General features: G+C 65.1%; 18 protein-coding genes. 14 read left to right on the top strand and 4 right to left on the bottom strand.

Features of this window, described 5'->3' with window-relative positions:
- Positions 1–50 precede the first annotated feature (50 nt).
- The 6 genes from CSQ85_RS03655 to CSQ85_RS03680 all read left to right on the top strand — a co-directional run bounded on the left by CSQ85_RS03655 (position 51) and on the right by CSQ85_RS03680 (position 3,086).
- Positions 51–392, top strand: a complete 342-nt coding sequence (locus CSQ85_RS03655; RefSeq protein WP_107041041.1) for a helix-turn-helix domain-containing protein — start codon at positions 51–53, stop codon at positions 390–392.
- A complete protein-coding gene (locus CSQ85_RS13355; RefSeq protein WP_223846815.1) occupies positions 376–1,011 on the top strand; it encodes an ImmA/IrrE family metallo-endopeptidase in 636 nt (211 codons plus the stop codon). The genes CSQ85_RS03655 and CSQ85_RS13355 overlap by 17 nt, the downstream gene beginning before the upstream one ends.
- Before the next feature lie 187 nt (positions 1,012–1,198).
- Entirely contained in the window at positions 1,199–1,570 is a 372-nt protein-coding gene (locus CSQ85_RS03665) for a hypothetical protein (RefSeq protein WP_150382888.1), read from the top strand.
- Positions 1,571–1,574: 4 nt separating this feature from the next.
- On the top strand, positions 1,575–1,925 hold the full coding sequence (locus CSQ85_RS03670; protein WP_150382889.1) for a hypothetical protein: 351 nt from the start codon (positions 1,575–1,577) through the stop codon (positions 1,923–1,925).
- 19 nt (positions 1,926–1,944) lie between these two features.
- Positions 1,945–2,331 (top strand): hypothetical protein, encoded by a 387-nt coding sequence (locus tag CSQ85_RS03675; RefSeq protein ID WP_150382890.1) that lies wholly within the window; start codon positions 1,945–1,947, stop codon positions 2,329–2,331.
- On the top strand, positions 2,328–3,086 hold the full coding sequence (locus tag CSQ85_RS03680; RefSeq protein ID WP_150382891.1) for a DUF4417 domain-containing protein: 759 nt from the start codon (positions 2,328–2,330) through the stop codon (positions 3,084–3,086). The genes CSQ85_RS03675 and CSQ85_RS03680 overlap by 4 nt, the downstream gene beginning before the upstream one ends.
- Here the strand turns inward: CSQ85_RS03680 and CSQ85_RS03685 are convergent.
- The 4 genes from CSQ85_RS03685 to CSQ85_RS03700 form a co-directional block, all read right to left on the bottom strand.
- Entirely contained in the window at positions 3,056–3,895 is an 840-nt protein-coding gene (locus CSQ85_RS03685; RefSeq protein WP_223846835.1) for an energy-coupling factor transporter transmembrane component T family protein, read from the bottom strand. The two genes, CSQ85_RS03680 and CSQ85_RS03685, sit on opposite strands and share 31 nt — an antisense overlap.
- Before the next feature lie 83 nt (positions 3,896–3,978).
- A complete protein-coding gene (locus tag CSQ85_RS03690) occupies positions 3,979–5,562 on the bottom strand; it encodes an ABC transporter ATP-binding protein (RefSeq protein ID WP_190972871.1) in 1,584 nt (527 codons plus the stop codon).
- Complete coding sequence (locus CSQ85_RS03695) at positions 5,562–6,161, bottom strand: ECF transporter S component (RefSeq protein WP_107041035.1); 600 nt, start codon at positions 6,159–6,161, stop codon at positions 5,562–5,564. The genes CSQ85_RS03690 and CSQ85_RS03695 overlap by 1 nt, the downstream gene beginning before the upstream one ends.
- A gap of 228 nt (positions 6,162–6,389) precedes the next feature.
- A complete protein-coding gene (locus tag CSQ85_RS03700; RefSeq protein ID WP_150382893.1) occupies positions 6,390–7,796 on the bottom strand; it encodes a dipeptidase in 1,407 nt (468 codons plus the stop codon).
- A 198-nt stretch (positions 7,797–7,994) separates the two neighbouring features.
- Between CSQ85_RS03700 and CSQ85_RS03705 the strand changes: the two genes are divergently transcribed.
- From CSQ85_RS03705 to CSQ85_RS03740, 8 genes are all read left to right on the top strand, one after another.
- Positions 7,995–8,618, top strand: coding sequence for a DUF3043 domain-containing protein (locus CSQ85_RS03705; RefSeq protein WP_150382894.1), 624 nt, complete (start codon positions 7,995–7,997; stop codon positions 8,616–8,618).
- A gap of 36 nt (positions 8,619–8,654) precedes the next feature.
- On the top strand, positions 8,655–10,151 hold the full coding sequence (locus tag CSQ85_RS03710) for an FAD-dependent oxidoreductase (RefSeq protein WP_150382895.1): 1,497 nt from the start codon (positions 8,655–8,657) through the stop codon (positions 10,149–10,151).
- 79 nt (positions 10,152–10,230) lie between these two features.
- Positions 10,231–11,016 (top strand): DUF4191 domain-containing protein, encoded by a 786-nt coding sequence (locus CSQ85_RS03715; protein WP_150382896.1) that lies wholly within the window; start codon positions 10,231–10,233, stop codon positions 11,014–11,016.
- A 340-nt stretch (positions 11,017–11,356) separates the two neighbouring features.
- A complete protein-coding gene (gene glnA, locus CSQ85_RS03720; RefSeq protein ID WP_150382897.1) occupies positions 11,357–12,805 on the top strand; it encodes a type I glutamate--ammonia ligase in 1,449 nt (482 codons plus the stop codon).
- A gap of 177 nt (positions 12,806–12,982) precedes the next feature.
- Complete coding sequence (locus tag CSQ85_RS03725; RefSeq protein ID WP_150383043.1) at positions 12,983–13,993, top strand: cation diffusion facilitator family transporter; 1,011 nt, start codon at positions 12,983–12,985, stop codon at positions 13,991–13,993.
- A 298-nt stretch (positions 13,994–14,291) separates the two neighbouring features.
- Positions 14,292–15,152 carry a hypothetical protein gene (locus CSQ85_RS03730; RefSeq protein WP_223846817.1) on the top strand — a complete coding sequence of 287 codons (861 nt, stop codon included), beginning with the start codon at positions 14,292–14,294 and terminating at the stop codon, positions 15,150–15,152.
- A gap of 211 nt (positions 15,153–15,363) precedes the next feature.
- A complete protein-coding gene (gene ligA, locus CSQ85_RS03735; protein ID WP_150382898.1) occupies positions 15,364–18,048 on the top strand; it encodes an NAD-dependent DNA ligase LigA in 2,685 nt (894 codons plus the stop codon).
- 69 nt (positions 18,049–18,117) lie between these two features.
- Positions 18,118–19,251 (top strand): Mrp/NBP35 family ATP-binding protein, encoded by a 1,134-nt coding sequence (locus tag CSQ85_RS03740; RefSeq protein WP_150382899.1) that lies wholly within the window; start codon positions 18,118–18,120, stop codon positions 19,249–19,251.
- Positions 19,252–19,290 lie beyond the last annotated feature (39 nt).

The raw sequence follows: 19,290 nt of genomic DNA on the forward strand, positions 1-19,290 counted from the left end.
AAGTGTGATATAGTTATATTCAGAAAGCAATAACAACGGAAAGGGACACGATGACGAAGGAACTTGGAGAAAGGATGCGGGAGCTGATGGGCCAATACGCAATCACACAGACGCAGCTGGCCATACGAGCCGGGGTCAGCCAATCCACCATATCGAAGTATCTGGCGGGCACTAGCGAACCCAAAGCGGAAGTACTCGCCAACATCGCGACGGTGCTGCACACCACATCCGCGGAACTGCTCGGCAAGCCGGAGCCGACGATCAAAACCCAGTACGGCACAGTGTTGGGTTTCTGCGCAAGGCACGGCAAAGATCTCAGTGAAGAGGATGTGAACAAACTCATCACAACCTTACTAGCTTCGAGAAGGGGAAACAATGGCAAGATTCGATGACGACTACTACACCGAAATCAAGAAGGGCATGATATCGGCCTTCCGCAAGCTGGGCTTCATCCGCACCCCCGTGGATCCCGTTGAACTCATGGGAGCATGTGGCATACACGCGATACCGTACCTGAGCGCCTTCGATCAAGGAGAGCTGATGAATCTCGCCCTGCTCACCGATTGCCCCAGCGGAGTTTCATTCGCGCTACGCGAGGAGGACGGCACCGAAACAAGATACGCTGCCTACAACAACTTCGAGTCAAGTGGCAGGACGCGCTTCACCGCGATGCACGAGTTCTGCCACTGCTTCTTCGACCATCGGGAGAGCAGTGAAGTAGCTGAGCGCATAGCTGATTTCGGTCCTGGATATGCGCTGGCGCCTCCTGTCCTCATCGACTATCTGCGGCTGACCACCGTCTCCGAAGTCGCCGAACGATTCGGCGTGTCTCAACAATGCGCCTCCGTCGCGCTTGCCACTCATCACAATTGGCTTCGCCATCGCAATGCCGACGCTCCTCTCGACAACGAGATTCTCAGGCTGTACCGCAAGGGGCAATGGATTGAGCAGTCCGATCAATCATCGACGAATCACAACCCGCAATCGACGCGATTGGAGGTGATTCGATGACCGAATAGAAAACAAGGGCGTTCCTGAAACGCCGAAACGAACCAACAACGCCCTCTCGAAGATGCACGCATCCTCGTTGTCGCAATTCGATTATGCGTTCATCTCCGATGAGATTCTCAATCGGTTCCCGCATAGCGGAATCCGAATATGGACATCCAAACGCCCAATCTCAAGGAGATCTTTCGTTATGTCCGATACGAAGTCCGATTACTCCGATGCGTCGAAGCACTATCTTGACGACATCGTTCCCCGCTCCCCCGTCGAGAAGGAGCGGGTCCGCAAGGCCAAGGAACGTGAGGCCAAGTACAACGATGACTGGCTCAAGCATCCCGTCAACATCAACAACATCGTCGACGAGTTCGCTCCCGGAGCCAAAGGACGCAAAAAAGGTTACAAACGCAAATACGTCGGCACGAACTACATCGTTCTCGCCGACATGATTGCCGGATACCTCCGCATCATCGACAAGCGCGTCGGCAGATACATCACCCTCGACCGTATCCCCAGCGACGACCAGTCTCTAACCCATTTCAAAATCCTCAAGCGTAAGGACATGTGAGATCATGCAGGCCGTATTGTTCCACGACTTCGACAGCATCCCCTCCTACTACGGGAACGTGCCTAACGGCCCCTACGGACCGGGCTTCCATTCTGAGGTGTATCGGATGCGTGAGTCGGATCGCGACCCGATGGACGAGGACTTCACCGACGAGGTCAACCGGTTGTGCGACACCACGCTCGGCTATGGCGACGTCGACTTCTTCGACCCCGAGCAATGCCGACTCCTCGCCGGCTGGCTCGAAGCACGACTCACCCAGCCCATCACGCCCAGACTCGCCGACATCTACCGCCACCTCCTCGACTACGCCCGACGTGCTGTCCAATACAACACCGGCATCGTCATAGAGCTATGAGCAGAGAAGCGTCTCAACCATGAAAAGCGCCTACCGACTCATCGGTTCCATATGGGATCATCTTCCCGAAGCGGACATCGACATGAATCCGATACCATACGACCCGAGCTATTCACCATCGGGGCAACCGTTTTGCCTGTTCGACTGCGACGGCAAACGCCGTGCCATCGCCTTGACGACATTGCTGGCGATCGACAATCGTAGGGACATCGAAACGTTGCGGGAACGCTTCACGGACTGCTCCCGCATCGCGGTGCTCGTGGACTATGCACCCGCCTCCACCGGTTGTGTGCATCGGAAATTCTATCAGCACCGTGTTCGTCAGGTGATGCATGTGCTACGCCGCATCGCGCCCGATGCCGAAATCGTGTTGATGCGGCCGCCCGTCCTGAGGATGACTGCATGATCAGTACGCTCAATCACATCATGCTGCTCATTGATGACTACGAATCGTATCTGACGGCGCGGGGAGTCCGCTTCGACAAGAACGGATTCCCCATACCGGAACAATCGTGGTATCTTGACGAACGACCTGAACTCATCGTGACCTATCGAGAGAGGAAATCACGACTCGTCCGCTATCCGGACAAAACGGTGTTGTGTTTCTTCTGCGCCGACGCACGAATCTACCCACGGTTGAAGAATGTGCTGAAGGAGCTGGACGTATACCGTTGCTTCATGGGAGTCATCGGGCCGGATGTGACCGTCACGCCGGACATGGATGTCGAATGGCAACGGGAGATCATTCTCCTCAACCAGCTGTTCATGGCGGTGCTTGCGGTCAATGGCATCAAGGTCATCCAGAACCTCCGCATCGGCGGACCGGAGACGCTTTCCTGTCTGGTCAACGTGCCCGATGGAATCATGTGTGCCTCCGGCACGCTCGGCTGCGTCCTCACCAAGCCGGATGACTATTCCTATTCGGTGAAGCTCTGCATGCTTCACCCGTCGGAGGTGTTGCTGTACGGTCGGCGAGACAAACTTCTGGAACGCCAGCTCGACGTACTCGGTATCCCCCATCACCGTTACGATGACACCCACACGCTCCACAAATCAGCGAACATGTCCAGGCTCCCTAACCAATCGCGACGCGATGACCGTGCGAGAGAATCATGCGGGACGCAAACCGGTCACGCGCCTTGGAAGGAGAAGCGCCAGTAGCCGGTCATGACGGCGACGGTCAGGGCGATGAACGGGATGACGATGCTGATCGCGAAGAACACCCAGTCGACCGGATGCAGGCTGGAGGTGCGCGCCTGACTGCGCGGGGTGTCGCCGCCGAAGCCGCGCGCCTCCATCGCGGTGGCGAGCTTCGTGGCGCGTCTGATCGACAGGACCAGCAGGCCGAACGCCTGCGACAGGGCGCGGCCGACGGCGTTGCCGTCGCCCAATCCACGCGAGCGACGAGACAGGCCGAGCGCGCGCCAGTCCTCCTGCAGCAGCGTGAACATGCGCATGCCGGCAAGTCCGCCATAGACGAAGCGGGGCGACAGGTGCAGGATCTGCACGAGTCCGTCGGCGAGATCGGTCGGGTCCATGCCGAGCGCGAGGATGACGCCGGGCACCGCGATCGCGCCGACCCTCAGGAACGTGGCGCACGCCAGATTGACGGACCCCTCCGAGACGACGATCCAGCCGGCGGACCACAGGATCGCGCCGGACGTGCGGCCGTACAGGAGCACGGAGATGAAGCCGCCGGTCGCGGCGATCCACACCGGCCATGTGCTGCGCAGGACGCGCAGCGGGTTGATGCCGCCGATCCACAGCAACGCGAACTCGATGCCGAGCGCCACGGATGCGGAGACCACGTCGAGACTGAAGAACATCGGGATGCACAGCAGCAGCGCGCCGATGATGCGCGCCACCGGGTTCAGCTTGGCGATGAACCACGAGGGCGAGGCCGCACGGGCCGGCTCCTTGCGCGCGGCGGGCGGCGTGACAAGGACGGTGTCGGTGGGAACGGTCCGCACGGCGACGCTGGCGACGCGCCCCGTATCGTGTTTCACATCATGTTTCACGACTCGTTCCACGGTCCTTTCCGCAATGGCGGCGGTCATCGTGCCGCACCTCCGTTCCCGTTGGCTGCCTCTTCGACGCTGTCGACTCCGTCGCCTCCGTCGGAGAACCCGAACACGATCCTCCTCGCGTCCAGTGCCTCCACAAGCGGCTCGTCGTGCGTGACGACGATGACCGCCGACCCCTGATCGCGCACGGCGGCGATGAGGTCGACCATCTCGGTCCATGTGGTGAAGTCCTGTCCGAAGGTCGGCTCGTCCATGACGAGGATCCGCGGCGCGCCGGCGAGCATCGAGGCGACGGACAGGCGCCGCTTCTCGCCGCCGGACAGCGTGTACGGGTTGGCCTCGGCGAAGCGGGAGAGGTTCATGCGCTCCAGCATGCGGTCGGCGATCGCGTACGCCTCCTCCTGGCTCGCGCCGCGCGACTTGGGGCCGATGGCGACCTCGTCGCGCACGAGCGCGGCCGCGAACTGGTGCTCAGGCTCCTGGAAGACCATGCCGATGCGCCCCAAAAGCTCGCGGCTCTTCCACTTGTCCGGTTCGTCGCCGCGGGCGCCCTCGGCGATGTCGGCGCGCACGCGCACATGCCCGGCGATCGGCGGCAGGAGTCCGGCGAGCGTGAGCGCGAGCGTTGATTTGCCGGCGCCGTTCGGCCCCATCAGGGCCGTGACCTCGCCGGCGAAGAACTGAAGATCGATGTGGGAGCCCAGCGCGGTGCCGCGTCCAAAGCTCAGGTCCTCGGCGACGAGCGCGGGCTCGCGATCACGCGCGGGCGCGACGGACCGCCCCGAATCGCCCGGCATGTCGATCGCGACGTCGCCGTGGCGTCCCGGCCCACGGTCCGGGATCGCGCGCCCCGGCACCCACGCGCCGCCGGACGCGAGCAGGTCGCCGAATCGCCCGAACACCTCGTCCGGCGTGCCGTCGGCGACGATCCCGCCGACGCGCGAATCGGGATCAGGGTGTCCGATGACGATCACGCGGTCGATCATGTCGAGCCACACGTCGATATGGTGTTCGACGACGACCATGGTCTGGCCGGTCGTCTCGAGCACATGACGCACCGCGTCATGCACCTCCCTGACGCCGTCCGGGTCGAGGTTCGCGGTCGGCTCGTCGAGCAGCAGCAGTCCGGGGCGCATCGCGAGCACGCCGGCCAGGGCGAGCCGCTGGCGCTGTCCGCCGGACAGATGCCGGGTGGAGCGGTCGAGGTCGATGTCCTGCAATCCCACCAGATCGAGGGATTCGCGCACGCGCTTCCATGTCTCGTCGCGCGGCACGCCGAGGTTCTCGCAGCCGAAGGCCGCGTCATCGCCCACACGTTCGAGGATGATCTGCGAATCGGGGTCCTGCAGGACGAGTCCGACCTTGCCTCGGCCGACGGACGGTTCGACGCCGTCGACGGTGAGGGTTCCCTCCTGGTCGCCGTCCTCGGAGCCGCCGAGCACGCCGGCGAGCGCGGCCATGAACGTCGATTTGCCGGCGCCGGAAGCGCCGAGGAGCAGCACGTGCTCCCCGGGACGGATGGTGAGGTCGACGTCACGCAGCGCGAAGTCCTTGCGCGTGGAGTGACGCCAGCCCCATCCCCTCGCTTCGACGCCGGCGGGTGTGATGCGCATCAGACGCGGGCCTGGCTACGACCGGACGGGAAACGATCCAGCGCGCCGGTGGCGGCGATCGCCTTGTGCAGGAACCACATCAGGGCGCCGGCGATGACGATGCCGGAGATGATGGAGGTGACCAGATAGGTGGCCACGTAGGCGAGCGCCCAACCGGGGTTGGTGGCCCAGTAGTAGGCCCAGCAGCCGACGCCGGCGAGAGCGCCGGACAGGATGGTGGTGCCGAGGTTCCACTTCTTCCACAGGAAGATCGCGAAGCCGATCTCGGCGCCGAGGCCCTGGATGATGCCGACGATCAGCGATCCGCCGACGCCCCACTGGTTGCCCATGAGCAGCTCGAGGAACGCGGCGACGGTCTCCGCGAACAGGGCGGCGCCGGGCTTGCGCACGATGATCGCGGCGAGCGGTCCGGCGAACAGCCACATGCCGTTCACGAGGCCCGCGAGTCCCGGGGTGATCGCCTCGAGCGGGGTCATCGGGACGCTGGAGACGATGTCCCACGCCCAGAAGATGACGCCGGAGGCGATGGCGATGACGGCAGCGACGACGATATCGACGACGCGCCACTTGTAGTTTGCTTTGGCTACGGCTTCAGCCATGGTGATGTGCCTTTCCTCTCTCATACGCCGGATTTCGGCGCGATGCAAGGCACGGGAAAACAAGAGCGACAATTCCGCGGCCGGCATTACCCGGCCGCGTCCCATCGGTCGAGACCCGTGAGGTCTCCTCTCAGCCGCCTCTAGGCAGCTCCCGTGTCAGCGCACCACCATAAGTGACGTAGCCGACGAAATCAAGGGGTTGCGAGGAACCCGATTCCGTGACCTGTGTCACGCGCCGAGCTTGTCGAGCAGCAGCGCCTCGGTGACGACGTTGTTCTTGAGACCCGACAGGGAGATCGACTCATTGGGGCTGTGCGCGTTGGCCTTCGGGTCCTCCGGGCCGGTGACGAGCACCTGCGCGGACGGGAAGAGCCGCTGCAGTTCGGGGATGAACGGGATGGACCCGCCCTCGCCCTTGTTGATCGGGGCGACGCCGAACGCCTCCTCCATCGCCTCGAGCGCGTCCTTGGTGGCCACGGCGTTCGGGTCCATGGCCCAGCCCATGCCGTTCTCCAGCCTGATCACCTCGACCTCGGCGCCGAACGGCGGATTGCCCTCGAGGAAGGCGGCGAGCGCGTCCTGCGCCTCTTCGGGACGCTGGTTCGGCGCGGTGCGCAGGGACAGGCGGAAGCGGGTCTCGGGGCTGATCACGTTGAACGAGCCGTCGACCGGGTGGGCGTCGAAGCCGATGACCGTCAGGCTCGGCTTGGTCCACAGCCGCGAGGCGAGCGATCCGGAGCCGGCGAGCGTGTAGGAGTCGACGATGCCGGCGTCCTCGCGCACGGTGGCCTCGTCGAGGTCGCGCTGGAGGCCGCCGATCGGCTCCTCGGCGGCGACGCCCGGCACCGCGAGGTCGCCGTTGCCGTCGTACAGGGATGCGATGAGCATCGCGGCGAGCGTGTTGGAGTCGAGGATCGGGCCGCCGTACTGGCCGGAGTGGACCGGGTGCTTCAAGGCGCGCACGGTCACGTCGACGCAGGTGTTGCCGCGCAGCGAGGTGGTCAGGGACGGGATGTCGGCGGACCAGTTGCCGGAGTCGGCCACGATGATCACGTCGGAGGCGAACTCGTCGCGGTGGGCCTCGATGAACGGGATGAAGCTCGGCGAGCCCATCTCCTCCTCGCCTTCGATGAAGATCTTCACGTTGACCTTGAGATCGTCGCCCAGGGCCTTGAGCGCGCCGAAGTGGATGGCGATGCCGCCGCCGTCATCCGCCGATCCACGGCCGTAGAGACGGCCGTCGACCTCGGTGCCGACGAACGGGTCGGTGTCCCACGCGGACGGGTCCGGCACGGGCTGCACGTCATGGTGCGCGTAGAGCAGCACGGTCGGCGCGTCCGGGTCGACGACGCGCGAGCCGATGACCTCCCACGCGCCCGGCGTGCCGTCCGGATTGACCGACTGGAAGACCTTCGCGTCGACGCCGACCTCGCGCATCTGCTCGGCGACGAATTCGGCCGAACGCCTCATGTGCTCGCCGGTGATGCCCTTGGCGGACACCGAGCCGAGCGCGATCTTGCGGTTGAGCACGTCGACGATGCGGTTCCAGTCCGCCTCCACGCGGGAGCGGATCTCGTCTGCGCCGATCCGGACGCTCCGGGCGCCGGACTGGCTGGACTGGCTGGACTGTGCCATCGGTGACTCCTTCTGTTGCCTGTGTGTCTGTGTGTTTCCACCTATATTTGTCTGTGATCGGCCCGTCGACTGCCTTCCGGCCGCCTGACCCGGCCCGCGGCGAGACCGCCGGCGTCCGGCCTGCGATGCCCCTCACCGGCGAAATACCGCCGTTCGCGCGTACCGACGCGCGTCTAGACGTCACCGTAACCTGCAAGCATGACATGGAACCCGTTGAAGAAGAAGGAAGAAGCGCAGGAGTCCGTCGAAGAGGCCCCCGCCCAGTCCAAGTCCGTCAGAGGCGGCAAGAAGGGACGTCCCACCCCGAAGATGAAGCAGGCGCAGGCCGCCGGCATCCGGCCGCTGGTGCCGACCGACCGCAAGGCCGCCGGCAAGGCCGCCAGGGAGCGTCTGCGCGAGCGTGAGAACGTCGAGTACGAGGCGATGCAGAAGGGCGACATCAACCACATGCCCAAGTCGGAGCGTCTGCCCTACCGCGTCTACATCCGCGACTACGTCGACGCCCGCTTCAACATCGGCGAGTTCTTCATGCCGGTCGCCATCGTGATCCTCATCGGCTCGATGATCGTGAGCACCGTGTGGCAGAGCGCGATCGCCTCGATGGCGATGATGATCCTCATGTACGTCTACCTGTTCGCCGTCGTCATCGACGTGTGGATCATGTGGCGCGGTCTCAAGAAGAAGCTCATCGCCAAGTACGGCGAGCGTTCGGTCGCCCGTGGCAGCCGTTCCGGTTCCTACGCGTGGAGCCGTGCGATCCAGGTGCGCCGCTGGCGTCTGCCGAAGCCGCGCTACGACAAGCGCGGCCACTGGCCGGAGTGATGTCTCCTTCAGCCATGCGGGACTACGATGGGTCGCATGGCTGAAGAATTCGATATCGTCATCATCGGCGCGGGTCCGGGAGGCTATTCCGCCGCGCTTCGCGCCGCCGAACTGGGCCGGTCGGTCGCGCTGGTCGAGCGTGACGCCACCGTCGGCGGCACCTGTCTCAACCGCGGCTGCATCCCATCCAAGGCGCTGATCACCGCGACCCACACGATCGACACCGTCCACCGTGCGGCCGAATTGGGCGTGCAGGCGCAAGTGGACGGCATCGACTACGGCACGTTGCGCGACTACCGCCTGCACGTCGTCGAGACGATGACGCAGGGGCTGTCCGCACTGCTCGCGCATCGGGGCGTGACCGTGTTCCGCGCTCTCGCATCGCTCGCGCAGTCCCCCGCGGCGACGCGCACGGTCGCGCTTGTCGCATCCCCCGGTCAGTCGGACGTCCTCAAATATGTAGAATCCGACGACCCGAAACCGCAGGGGCCGACGCTCGAACTCACGGCGAAGGACGTCGTCCTCGCGCTCGGAGCATCGCCACGTCCTCTGCCCGGCAATCCGTTCGCCGGCGCGCTGATCGACTCGACGCAGGCGCTGGAACTCGACGAGTTCCCCGCCTCCGCGGTCATCATCGGAGCCGGCGCCGTCGCGATCGAATTCGCGTCGATGTGGAACGCCGCCGGCGTGGACGTGACGCTGCTCATCCGCCGCGACCGCGTGCTGTCGCACTGGGACCGGCGCGCCGGCACGACACTGACGCGCGAGCTGATCCGTCAGGGTGTGAAGGTCGTGAAGAACACGGCCGTCACGCATGTGGACACGGGCGCGAACCTCGGGGCGAGAGTCCACTACACCGCCGGCGCGGGCGGTCAGGAGCATGCGGTCGAGGCGGAGATCGTGCTCGCCGCGATCGGCCGCGACCCGAACACCGACGCCGGCTGGCTGTCCGATGCGGGCGTCGCCACCGACGCGGACGGGTTCGTCGTCTGCGACGCGCTCGGACGCACCGGCGCGCCGCACGTGTGGGCGGTCGGCGACATCGTGGCCGGCCACGCGCTCGCGCACCGCGCCTTCGAACAGGGCGTGACCGTGGCCGAGGCGATCGCCGGGCTCGACCCGAAGCCGGTCGACGAGACGAGCGTGCCGCAGGTCGTCTTCTCCCATCCGGAGGCGGCGAGCGTGGGGCTGACCGGCCGCGAGGCGATGGACGATCCGCGGTTCAACAACGTCAAGGAGACCGTCTACCCGATGATGGGCAACTCGCGCATGCTCATGAGCGGCATGGGCGGCTCGATGACGGTCGTCAGCGGCGAGCGGGCGGATTCGCCCCACCCGGACACCCCCGAGGTGATCGGCGTGCACATCGTCTCCCCCGTCGCCTCCGACGTGATCGCCGAGGCCGAGCAGCTCGTCGGCAACCATGTGCCGCTGAGCGACGCGGCGCGCCTCATCCACCCGCATCCCACGTTCAGCGAGACGCTGGGCGAGGCGCTGCTCAAGGCGGACGGGAGGCCGTTGCACACGCGGTGACGGCCGCGGGCACGACTGCTGGTAGACTATGGGGCCTGTATGCGTGAATACGCGTGAATTACGACGCAAGTGAGGGAGCATGGCCGACAAGGACGAGAAGAAGCCCAAGAAGCAGAGCACGATCAAGCAGATCATCCAGATCTACAAGTACACGTCCAAGGACGACAAGCAGCTGCCGTGGCTGCTGGCCGGCGCGATCCTCGCCCCGGTGGTCGTAGCCGTGATCATCGGCCTGATCTTCCAGTGGAACTGGCTCAACTGGATCTTCATCATCATCGCCGCCATCATGCTGGGTCTGCTCTTCGGCACGATGACGCTCACCAACCGCGCCGACAAGGTCGGCTACAGGCAGCTCGAAGGCCGCCCCGGCGCCGCGATCGGCGTGCTCAGCAACATGAACAAGGCCGGCTTCAACTTCCCCGAGCAGCCCGTGTGGGTCGACCCGCGCACCAAGGACGCGATCTGGCGCGGCACCGGCTACAACGGCATCTACCTGCTCGGCGAGGGCGATTACGGCCGCGTCAAACGACAGATGGACCGCGAGGAGCGCTCCATCAAGGGCGTGACCGCGGGCTCGCAGATCCCGGTCTACCGCATCCTCGTGGGCAACGGCCCGGAGCAGACGAAGCTGAGCGACCTGCGCAAGACCGTCACCCGTCAGAAGAGCTATGTGCCGATCCAGCACAAGAGCAAGCTCATGGACAAGATCCACCCGCGCCGCCGCTTCATGCTCACCAAAGAGGAGCTGGCCATCCTCAACGACCGTCTGCGCACGCTGCAGATGAAGAGCGGCTACGGCATCCCCAAGGGCGTGGATCCGACCCGCGTGCAGAAGGTCAGCCGTCGCGCGATGCGCGGCAAGTGATCGGCTGGCGACGCGACAACGTCACTTAGAGAATCAAGCAATGGGTTCGGCGAATATCGCCGGGCCCATTTTTTGATGCGCCCTTGATCCGCCATTGACGCCAGCTTGACGCCCGTCGTCCATAACGCGGACGTCCACGCCCGCCGCCCACGCATCCCGGCAACGGACAAGACCAGACGCGAAGCTAGGAACCGCAACGGTAATCACACTGTCAACCCCCTCGCGTTACCGTTCACGAAACATTCTCGTAACCGAAGTTTCGAGCGGGCGAAACGCTGGTTCCTATGCTTAACCCTTGTAAGTTGTCAATCAACAAAACGTTCTCACCAAAGGAGCGATCGTGGCAGAGAATAAGATCTTCGCCCATACGCCGGAAGAAGTCGAGGCCCTCATCAACAAGGAAGGCGTCGAGTACGTCTCCGTCCGTTTCACCGACCTCATCGGCGTTCAGCAGCACTTCACCGTGCCGGTCAGCGAATTCCTGGACAACGCGTTCACCGACGGCATGCCGTTCGATGGTTCCTCCGTGCAGGGCTTCCAGGCCATCAACGAGTCCGACATGAAGCTGGTCCCGGACGTGACCACCGCCTTCGTCGACCCGTTCCGCAAGCACAAGACCCTTGACGTGGCCTTCTCCATCGTCGACCCGCTGACCGACGAGCCGTACTCCCGCGACCCGCGTCAGGTCGCCGGCAAGGCCGAGGCCTACCTGAAGTCCACCGGCGTCGCCGACACCGCGTCCTTCGCCCCCGAGGCCGAGTTCTTCATCTTCGACAAGGTCCGCTACGAGAACTCCATGCAGCGCTCCTTCTACGAGGTCGACTCCATCGAGGCCCCGTGGAACACCGGCGTCGACACCGAGGACGACGGCACCCCGAACATCGGCTTCAAGAACCGCGTCAAGCGCGGCTACTTCCCGGTCCCGCCGATCGACCACAACCAGGATCTGCGCGACGACATGGTCGCCAACCTGCAGAAGGTCGGCCTGCAGCTCGAGCGCTCCCACCACGAGGTCGCCGGCGCCGGCCAGCAGGAGATCAACTACCGCTTCAACACCCTGCAGCACGCGGGCGACGACCTGATGAAGTACAAGTACATCGTCCACGAGACCGCCGCCCTCGCCGGCAAGTCCGTGACCTTCATGCCGAAGCCGATCGCCGGCGACAACGGCACCGGCATGCACTGCCACCAGTCCCTGTGGAAAGACGGCAAGCCGCTGTTCTACGATGAGCAGGGCTACGGCGGCCTGTCCGACATCGCCCGCTGGTACATCGGCGGCCTGATCAAGCACTCCTCCGCGGTCGTGGCGTTCACCAACCCGTCCCTGAACTCCTTCCACCGTCTGGTCCCGGGCTTCGAGGCCCCGGTTTCGCTGGTCTACTCGGCCCGCAACCGCTCCGCCGCCATCCGCATCCCGCTGGCCGGCACCTCCCCCGCCTCCAAGCGCATCGAGTTCCGCGCCCCGGATCCGTCCTGCAACCCGTTCCTGGCCTTCTCCGCCCAGATGATGGCCGGCCTCGACGGCATCCTGAACCACATCGAGCCGCCGGCTCCGGTCGACAAGGACCTCTACGAGCTGCCGCCGGAAGAGCACGCCAGCATCAAGCAGGTGCCGAGCTCCCTCGCCGAGGCGCTGAACGCCCTTGAGGAGGACAACGACTTCCTCACCGCCGGCAACGTCTTCACCCCGGATCTGATCGAGACCTGGATCGACCTGAAGCGCGACGAGATCGATCAGGCCCGTCTGGCCCCGACCCCGCTCGAGTACGAGCTGTACTACCACATCTGATAGTCGCCTGACTCGCGTTGGAAACGCCCCGACCATACCCATGGCCGGGGCGTTTTTCGCATGCGTGATACCCATGCGCGCCATCGCGTGTCGCGCACTACAATGACGTTGCGAATGCGCGTGGAACAGCCGCGCATCGGGGAGATGGGAATCATGTCGCAGGACACTGTGGAAACCATGCAGACGGACAGGTCTGACAGGTCTGACAGGCCGGACAGGACCGGCAGGACGAAGGCCAAAGCCAAGACGGGGGCCGCGGTCAAGGCCGCGCTGGCCGCGAACGTCGGCGTCGCCATCGCGAAGTTCGCCGCCGCCGCGTTCACCGGATCGTCGTCGATGTTCTCCGAATCCGTGCACTCGGTGGCCGACTGCGCGAACGAACTCGTGCTCATGGTCGGCGACAAGGCGTCCGACCACCAGACCGACGGCGACCACCCGTTCGGACTCCACCGCGTCAAATACCTCGCGAGCTTCATCGTCGCGACGCTGCTGTTCTTCGTCGGCGGCGTGTTCGCCGTCTCGCAGGCGGCCGGCAAGCTCACCGGATTGGTCGAGGGGACCCTCCCCCGCGAGGCCAACCCGATGGAGCTCGTCGCCGCGCTCGTCGTGGTCGGCGTCTCCGCCTGTCTCGAGGGCTACGGCCTGCACACGTCCGTGCACGAGGCGCGCGGCCGTATGAAGCGCGTCAAAGTGGAAAGCACTTCGCTGGTCAGGTTCTGGCGTCGCACGAAGTCGGCCGAACTCGCCTCCGTGATGATGGAGGACACGCTCGCCCTGATCGGCCTGACGTTCGCCGGCCTCGGCATCGGCCTGTCCATCGCGACCGGCGACGAACTCTACGACGCGATCGGCGGCCTGATGGTCGGCCTCGTGCTGGTGTGCGGATCGGCGGCCCTCGCGTTCAAGTCCGGATCGCTCCTGATCGGCGAGGACATCGACCCGCGTACGCGCGAGATGCTGGTCGAGGCGATCGAATCCACCCCGGGCGTCGACCGGCTCATCAACATGCAGGCCATCCACATGGACGAGGACGCGGTGCTACTGTGCATGAAGGTCGAGACCTCGAAGCTCGACCGCGATTATGACGTGCAGACCGTCGACAAGATCGAATCGAATATCCGCGGCCGTATGCCGTGGTACGAATGGGAGATCTATGTCGAGCCGGACATCTGGAGGAGTGGGAAGTAGCCCAGCTTACCTTGCAGCGAATCGTTCTCAATAAGGAACGTGTGAGGCAACCGCACGGGAACGCACAATCGCACATCGCTCCTTAACGGCGGAATACCGCCGATTTCGGACAACCGGATGTGCGATTGACAACCCGTCAACCCTCACACTTTCGCTATCGAGAACGGTTCGCTGTAAGGTCGCCGTCCGGAAAGCCTCACCGCGGTTCCCCGTGGCTCATCCACCGTGTTATGCACCATATGCACATGGGAAGGCAGATGGCACCGCATCCCGAGAATCGTCCCGTATGGTCGGGGGCATGGTCTCATTCATGCAAAGCAATATCGTGGCGAACAGGAAGATGGAACGGGACCGATGCAATGCGGCGGCCCGGCGCACGAGTGCACCGTTGCACGTCGGGTATCTCAACGCGGTGCGGTATTGGGGCGCGCCGATTCCGGGTGACTGTGATCTCAGGGATGGCACAGTGCACGTCTCGGTTCCGGAATCACCCATGCGCAAGCGGGTCGCGGGAGTCACGTTCCATGTGTTTCGCGGGGCGGAATCCTATCGCAAACAGGACTATGAGCGGTTCTGGGTGGCGTCGCCGGCGATGACCTGGGCGCAGATGGCGGGTCATTGCGGCGTGGAGGACCTTGCGGCGATCGGCTCGGCGATGCTCAGTCGCGATGAACGGCGCAAGGTAGCCACCCTCGCCGAGCTTCGGGAATACGTCGAGAACAGTCCCCGATTCCGAGGACGGAAGAACTGTCTCGCCGCATTGCCGTATATCACCGAGAACACCGACTCGCCTCCGGAGACGCAACTGTTCAAGGCGTTGAAGGATGCCGGCCTGGGGAATCCCTCGCCGAATCACCGGGTGGAATTGGACAGGTCCTACGCGCTGCTGGACATGGCGTATCCCGATTGCAAGGTCGCGTTCGAATATCAGGGGTATCACCATGCCGAACCCGATCAGATGATGGCCGATGCGGCGAGGCTGAACCGATTGCAGGTGCGCGGATGGGTGATCGTGTACGTGACGGCCGACGACTTCCGCACGACGGAGGCGCGTCGATCGTTCATGGCTCTGGCGCGGACCATGGTCGCACGACAACGATATCTGGCGGCATTTTGCAAGTTGTGGCAAACTCCCGTTGCAGCGAATCGTTCTCAATAAGGAACGTGTGAGGCAACCGCACGGGAACGCACAATCGCACATCACCCCTTAACGGCGGAATACCGCTGGTTTCAGGCAACCGGATGTGCGATTGACAGCCCGTCAACCCTCACACTTTCGTTATCGAGAACGGTTCGCTGTAAGCCGTGATCGCTCCATGGGTACAATCGACAGAGCAATGGGACCACGGCAGTACGGCAAAGGCGGAAATATGGCAGACGAACAGCTCGCTTGGGACTTCGATGCATCGGATGGGTCGCCCGACATCGTCGCCGATGAGGGCATCGCGCGGTTCGCGCCCGGCAGCGAGCAATGGATCGCCGCGCTCCAACCCACCGACTCCGACGCAGTGCGACTCGACCGGCTCGACGTCGCATCGCTGAGCGCTGAGGCGGCCCAGCGCCTGTGGGCTCGCGTCGCCGCATGGGTCGAGTCGGATCAGATCGCCTACTACATCGACGACGCGCCGGTCTCCTCCGACGCCGCGTACGACGCGCGACTGCGCTGCCTGCAGCGTCTCGAGGCCGCGTTCCCCGCGCTCGACAACCCGCAGAGCCCCACGCATCGCGTCGGCGGCACGTTCTCCAACGACTTCGCGTCCGTCCGCCACCCGTCACGCATGATGAGCCTCGACGACGTGTTCTCGATCGAGGAGCTCAGGGACTGGTACGATTCGGTGCGCCGCGACCTCGACTGGCCGGACGGCAAGGCGCTGCCGATGAGCTGCGAGGTCAAGATCGACGGCCTCGCCCTGAACCTCATCTACAGGAACGGCGTGCTCGAGCAGGGACTCACGCGCGGCGACGGCGTCACCGGCGAGGACATCACCCTGAACGTGCGCACGATCGGCTCGATCCCCGCGAACCTCGGCGGCGACAAGGACGACATTCCCGAATTCGTCGAGATCCGCGGCGAGGTGTTCATGCGCTGGGACGACTTCCGCACGCTCAACGACGAGCAGGAGGACGCCGGCCGCACGCCGTTCGCCAACCCGCGCAACGCGGCCGCCGGGTCCCTGCGCCAGAAGGACCCGCGCATCACCGCCACGCGGCGACTGAGCTTCTACGCGCACGGCATCGGCACACTGCGCTGGGGCGCGGGCCGCGCGCCCGGTTCGCACGACGAGGTCAACGACCAGTCCGAAGCGTACGCGCTGTACGAGAAATGGGGTGTGCCGGTTTCGCCGCACAACCGCACCGTGAAGTCGTTCGACGAGATCCTGAAGATGATCGACTACTACGGCGAGCACCGCGGCGACATCGAACACGCGCTCGACGGCATCGTCGTCAAGGTCGACGATCTCGCGCTGCAGCGCACGCTCGGCGCCACCTCGCGTGCGCCGCGATGGGCGATCGCCTACAAGTACCCGCCCGAGGAGGTCAACACCGAACTGCTCGACATCACCGTGCAGGTCGGCCGAACCGGCCGTGTGACGCCGGTCGCGATTCTGAAACCCGTGTATGTGGCCGGGTCGACGGTCGCGCGCACCACGCTGCACAATCCGTCCGAAGTCAAGCGCAAGGGCGTGCTCATCGGCGACACGGTCGTCGTGCGCAAGGCGGGCGACGTGATCCCCGAGCTCGTCGGCCCGGTGCTGGAGCGCCGCCGCGGGCGCGAGAGGGAGCTACGCGAGTTCGTCATGCCCGAATACTGTCCATCGTGCGGCGCGAAGCTCGCCCCCGCCAAGGAGGGCGACAAGGACATCCGCTGCCCGAACGTCGAAAGCTGCCCCGCGCAGCTGACCGAGCGCGTGATCTCGCTCGCCTCGCGCAAGGCGTTCGACATCGAGCATCTGGGCGACCAGTCGGCGATCGCGCTGACGAACCCGGAGGAGAACCGGCCCGGATCGGTCGCGACGTTCGCGCCGAACATCACCGAGATCCTCGTCGCGCCGGGCGAGGAGCCGGAACCGTACGAACCGGTGCCGGGGCTCGCCCTGCCCGAACCGCAAGTGCCAGTGCTCTCCAGTGAGGCGGGATTGTTCGCCCTGACCGCCGCCGACTTGAAGGACGTGCGCGTGTGGCGAGAGGCGCCGATCATCGAGGTGCATGAGACGGTCGACGCGAACGGACGCAAGAAGAAGACGCGCCGGCGGGTCGGCGGGTCGGGCCTGTGGCATCAGGTGCCGGCGTTCTGGACCACGCCGACCGCGGCGAGGAAGCTGACGGCGAAGCAGCTGGAAGCGCGGGATGCGGATGCCGCCGCGGACGCCGCACAGCCGGCCTATCCGGACTATGACGTGCCCGCGGACGCCGAGATCGTGCACGTCGATCACAAGCGCACGCGCGCGGGCGAGACCGACGTGCCGGTCTACATCCGTCCGGGCGAGAACACGCGCAAGATGTTCGACGAGATCGACAAGGCGCGTCACGCCGACCTGTGGCGCGTGCTCGTCGCCCTGTCGATCAGGCGTCTCGGGCCGCCCACCGCCAGGCTCATCGCCTCGTCGCTGGGATCGCTGGACGCGATCGCGGAGGCGGGAGTCGAGGAGCTGACCGAGATCGACGGCGTGGGCCCGGAGATCGCCGAATCTGTCGTCGGCTGGTTCGCCGCCGCGCGCGAGCCGGGCGACTGGCGCGGCGAGACGTTGCGCGCATGGCAGGCCGCCGGCGTGGGCGTCGCATCGGCCGAGAAAAGCACGCTGCCGCAGACGCTCACCGGCAAGACCGTCGTCGTCACCGGCTCGCTGGAGGGCTATTCGCGTGACTCCGCCAAGGAGGCGATCATCGAGCGCGGCGGCAAGGCTGCCGGCTCGGTGAGCAAGAAGACCGACTACGTCGTCGTCGGCGCGAACGCGGGGTCCAAGGCCGCCAAGGCCGAAGAGCTCGGCATCCCGATGCTCGACGAGGACGGGTTCAACCGGCTGCTGGAGACCGGCGAGGCGAGCGCCGAATAGGACGGTCAAAAAGGTCTGGCAATCCGCCGATTGGCACGCTAGTGTGGTACGCGGCAATAAGGAGGATTCATGACAGCAGACACCCGACGGATCGAAGCGGACATCTACGAGCGACTGAGCCGCGTCATCGACCCCGAGCTCGGCCGCTCCGTAACCGATCTGGGCATGATCGCCGCGATCAACGCGGTTCCGGCCGAGTCATCGGAGTCGGCGACTCAGGCGACGCAGGCCTACGACGTCACCGTGCACGTCGAGCTCACCGTCGAAGGCTGTCCGCTGTCGGAAACCATCACCAACCAGATCAACGGCGCCGTCGCCTCCTATCCGAACGCGACGCTCGTCCCGCATATCGAGGTCAGCTCGATGAGCCGCGACAAGCTCGACGACCTCGTCGCCGATCTCAAGGCCGAACGCAAGCAGAACCCGTTCAACAAGCCCGGCATCAAGACGCGCATCTTCGCGATCGCCTCCGGCAAGGGCGGCGTCGGCAAATCGTCCGTCACCGCGAACCTCGCCGCCACGTTCGCGGCGCTAGGCTACGACACGGCCGCCATCGACGCGGACATCTACGGCTTCTCCCTGCCGCGCCTGTTCGGCGTGCACACGCAGCCCACGAACCTCAACGGCATGCTGATGCCGGTCACCGCGTGGGGGGTCAAGCTCATCTCGATCGGCATGTTCGCCGGCGCCGATCGCGCGATCCTGTGGCGCGGTCCGCGTCTGCAGCGGTCGCTCGAACAGTTCCTGTCCGACGTGTGGTGGGGCGAGCCGGACGTGCTGCTGCTGGACCTCGCCCCAGGCACCGGCGACATGGCGATCTCCGTCGCGCAGGCGCTGCCCAACGCGGAACTCGTCGTCGTGACGACCCCGCAGCCATCCGCCTCCGACGTGGCCGTCCGTTCCGGGCTGGTCGCGCTGCAGGTGCCGATGAAGGTGCGTGGCGTCGTGGAGAACATGAGCTACTACGAGCACAAGGGCGAGAAACTGCGCATCTTCGGCCGCGGCGGCGGCGAGCGCGTCTCCCGGCAGCTCACGGACGCGCTCGGCTATGACGTGCCGCTGATGGCCCAGCTGCCGCTGGAGCCCGAGCTGCGCGAGACGGGCGAGGCGGGGCGTCCCGCGGTCCTTGACGAGGACGGCGCCCTGAGGGCCGACGGCATCGGCGCCGAATTCAGGGCGCTGGCCGATTGCCTGATGAGATGAGTCCCCCCTTACAGCGAACCGTTCTCGATAGCGAAAGTG

The organism is Bifidobacterium rousetti, assembly GCF_008698235.1.
GTDB lineage: Bacteria > Actinomycetota > Actinomycetes > Actinomycetales > Bifidobacteriaceae > Bifidobacterium > Bifidobacterium rousetti.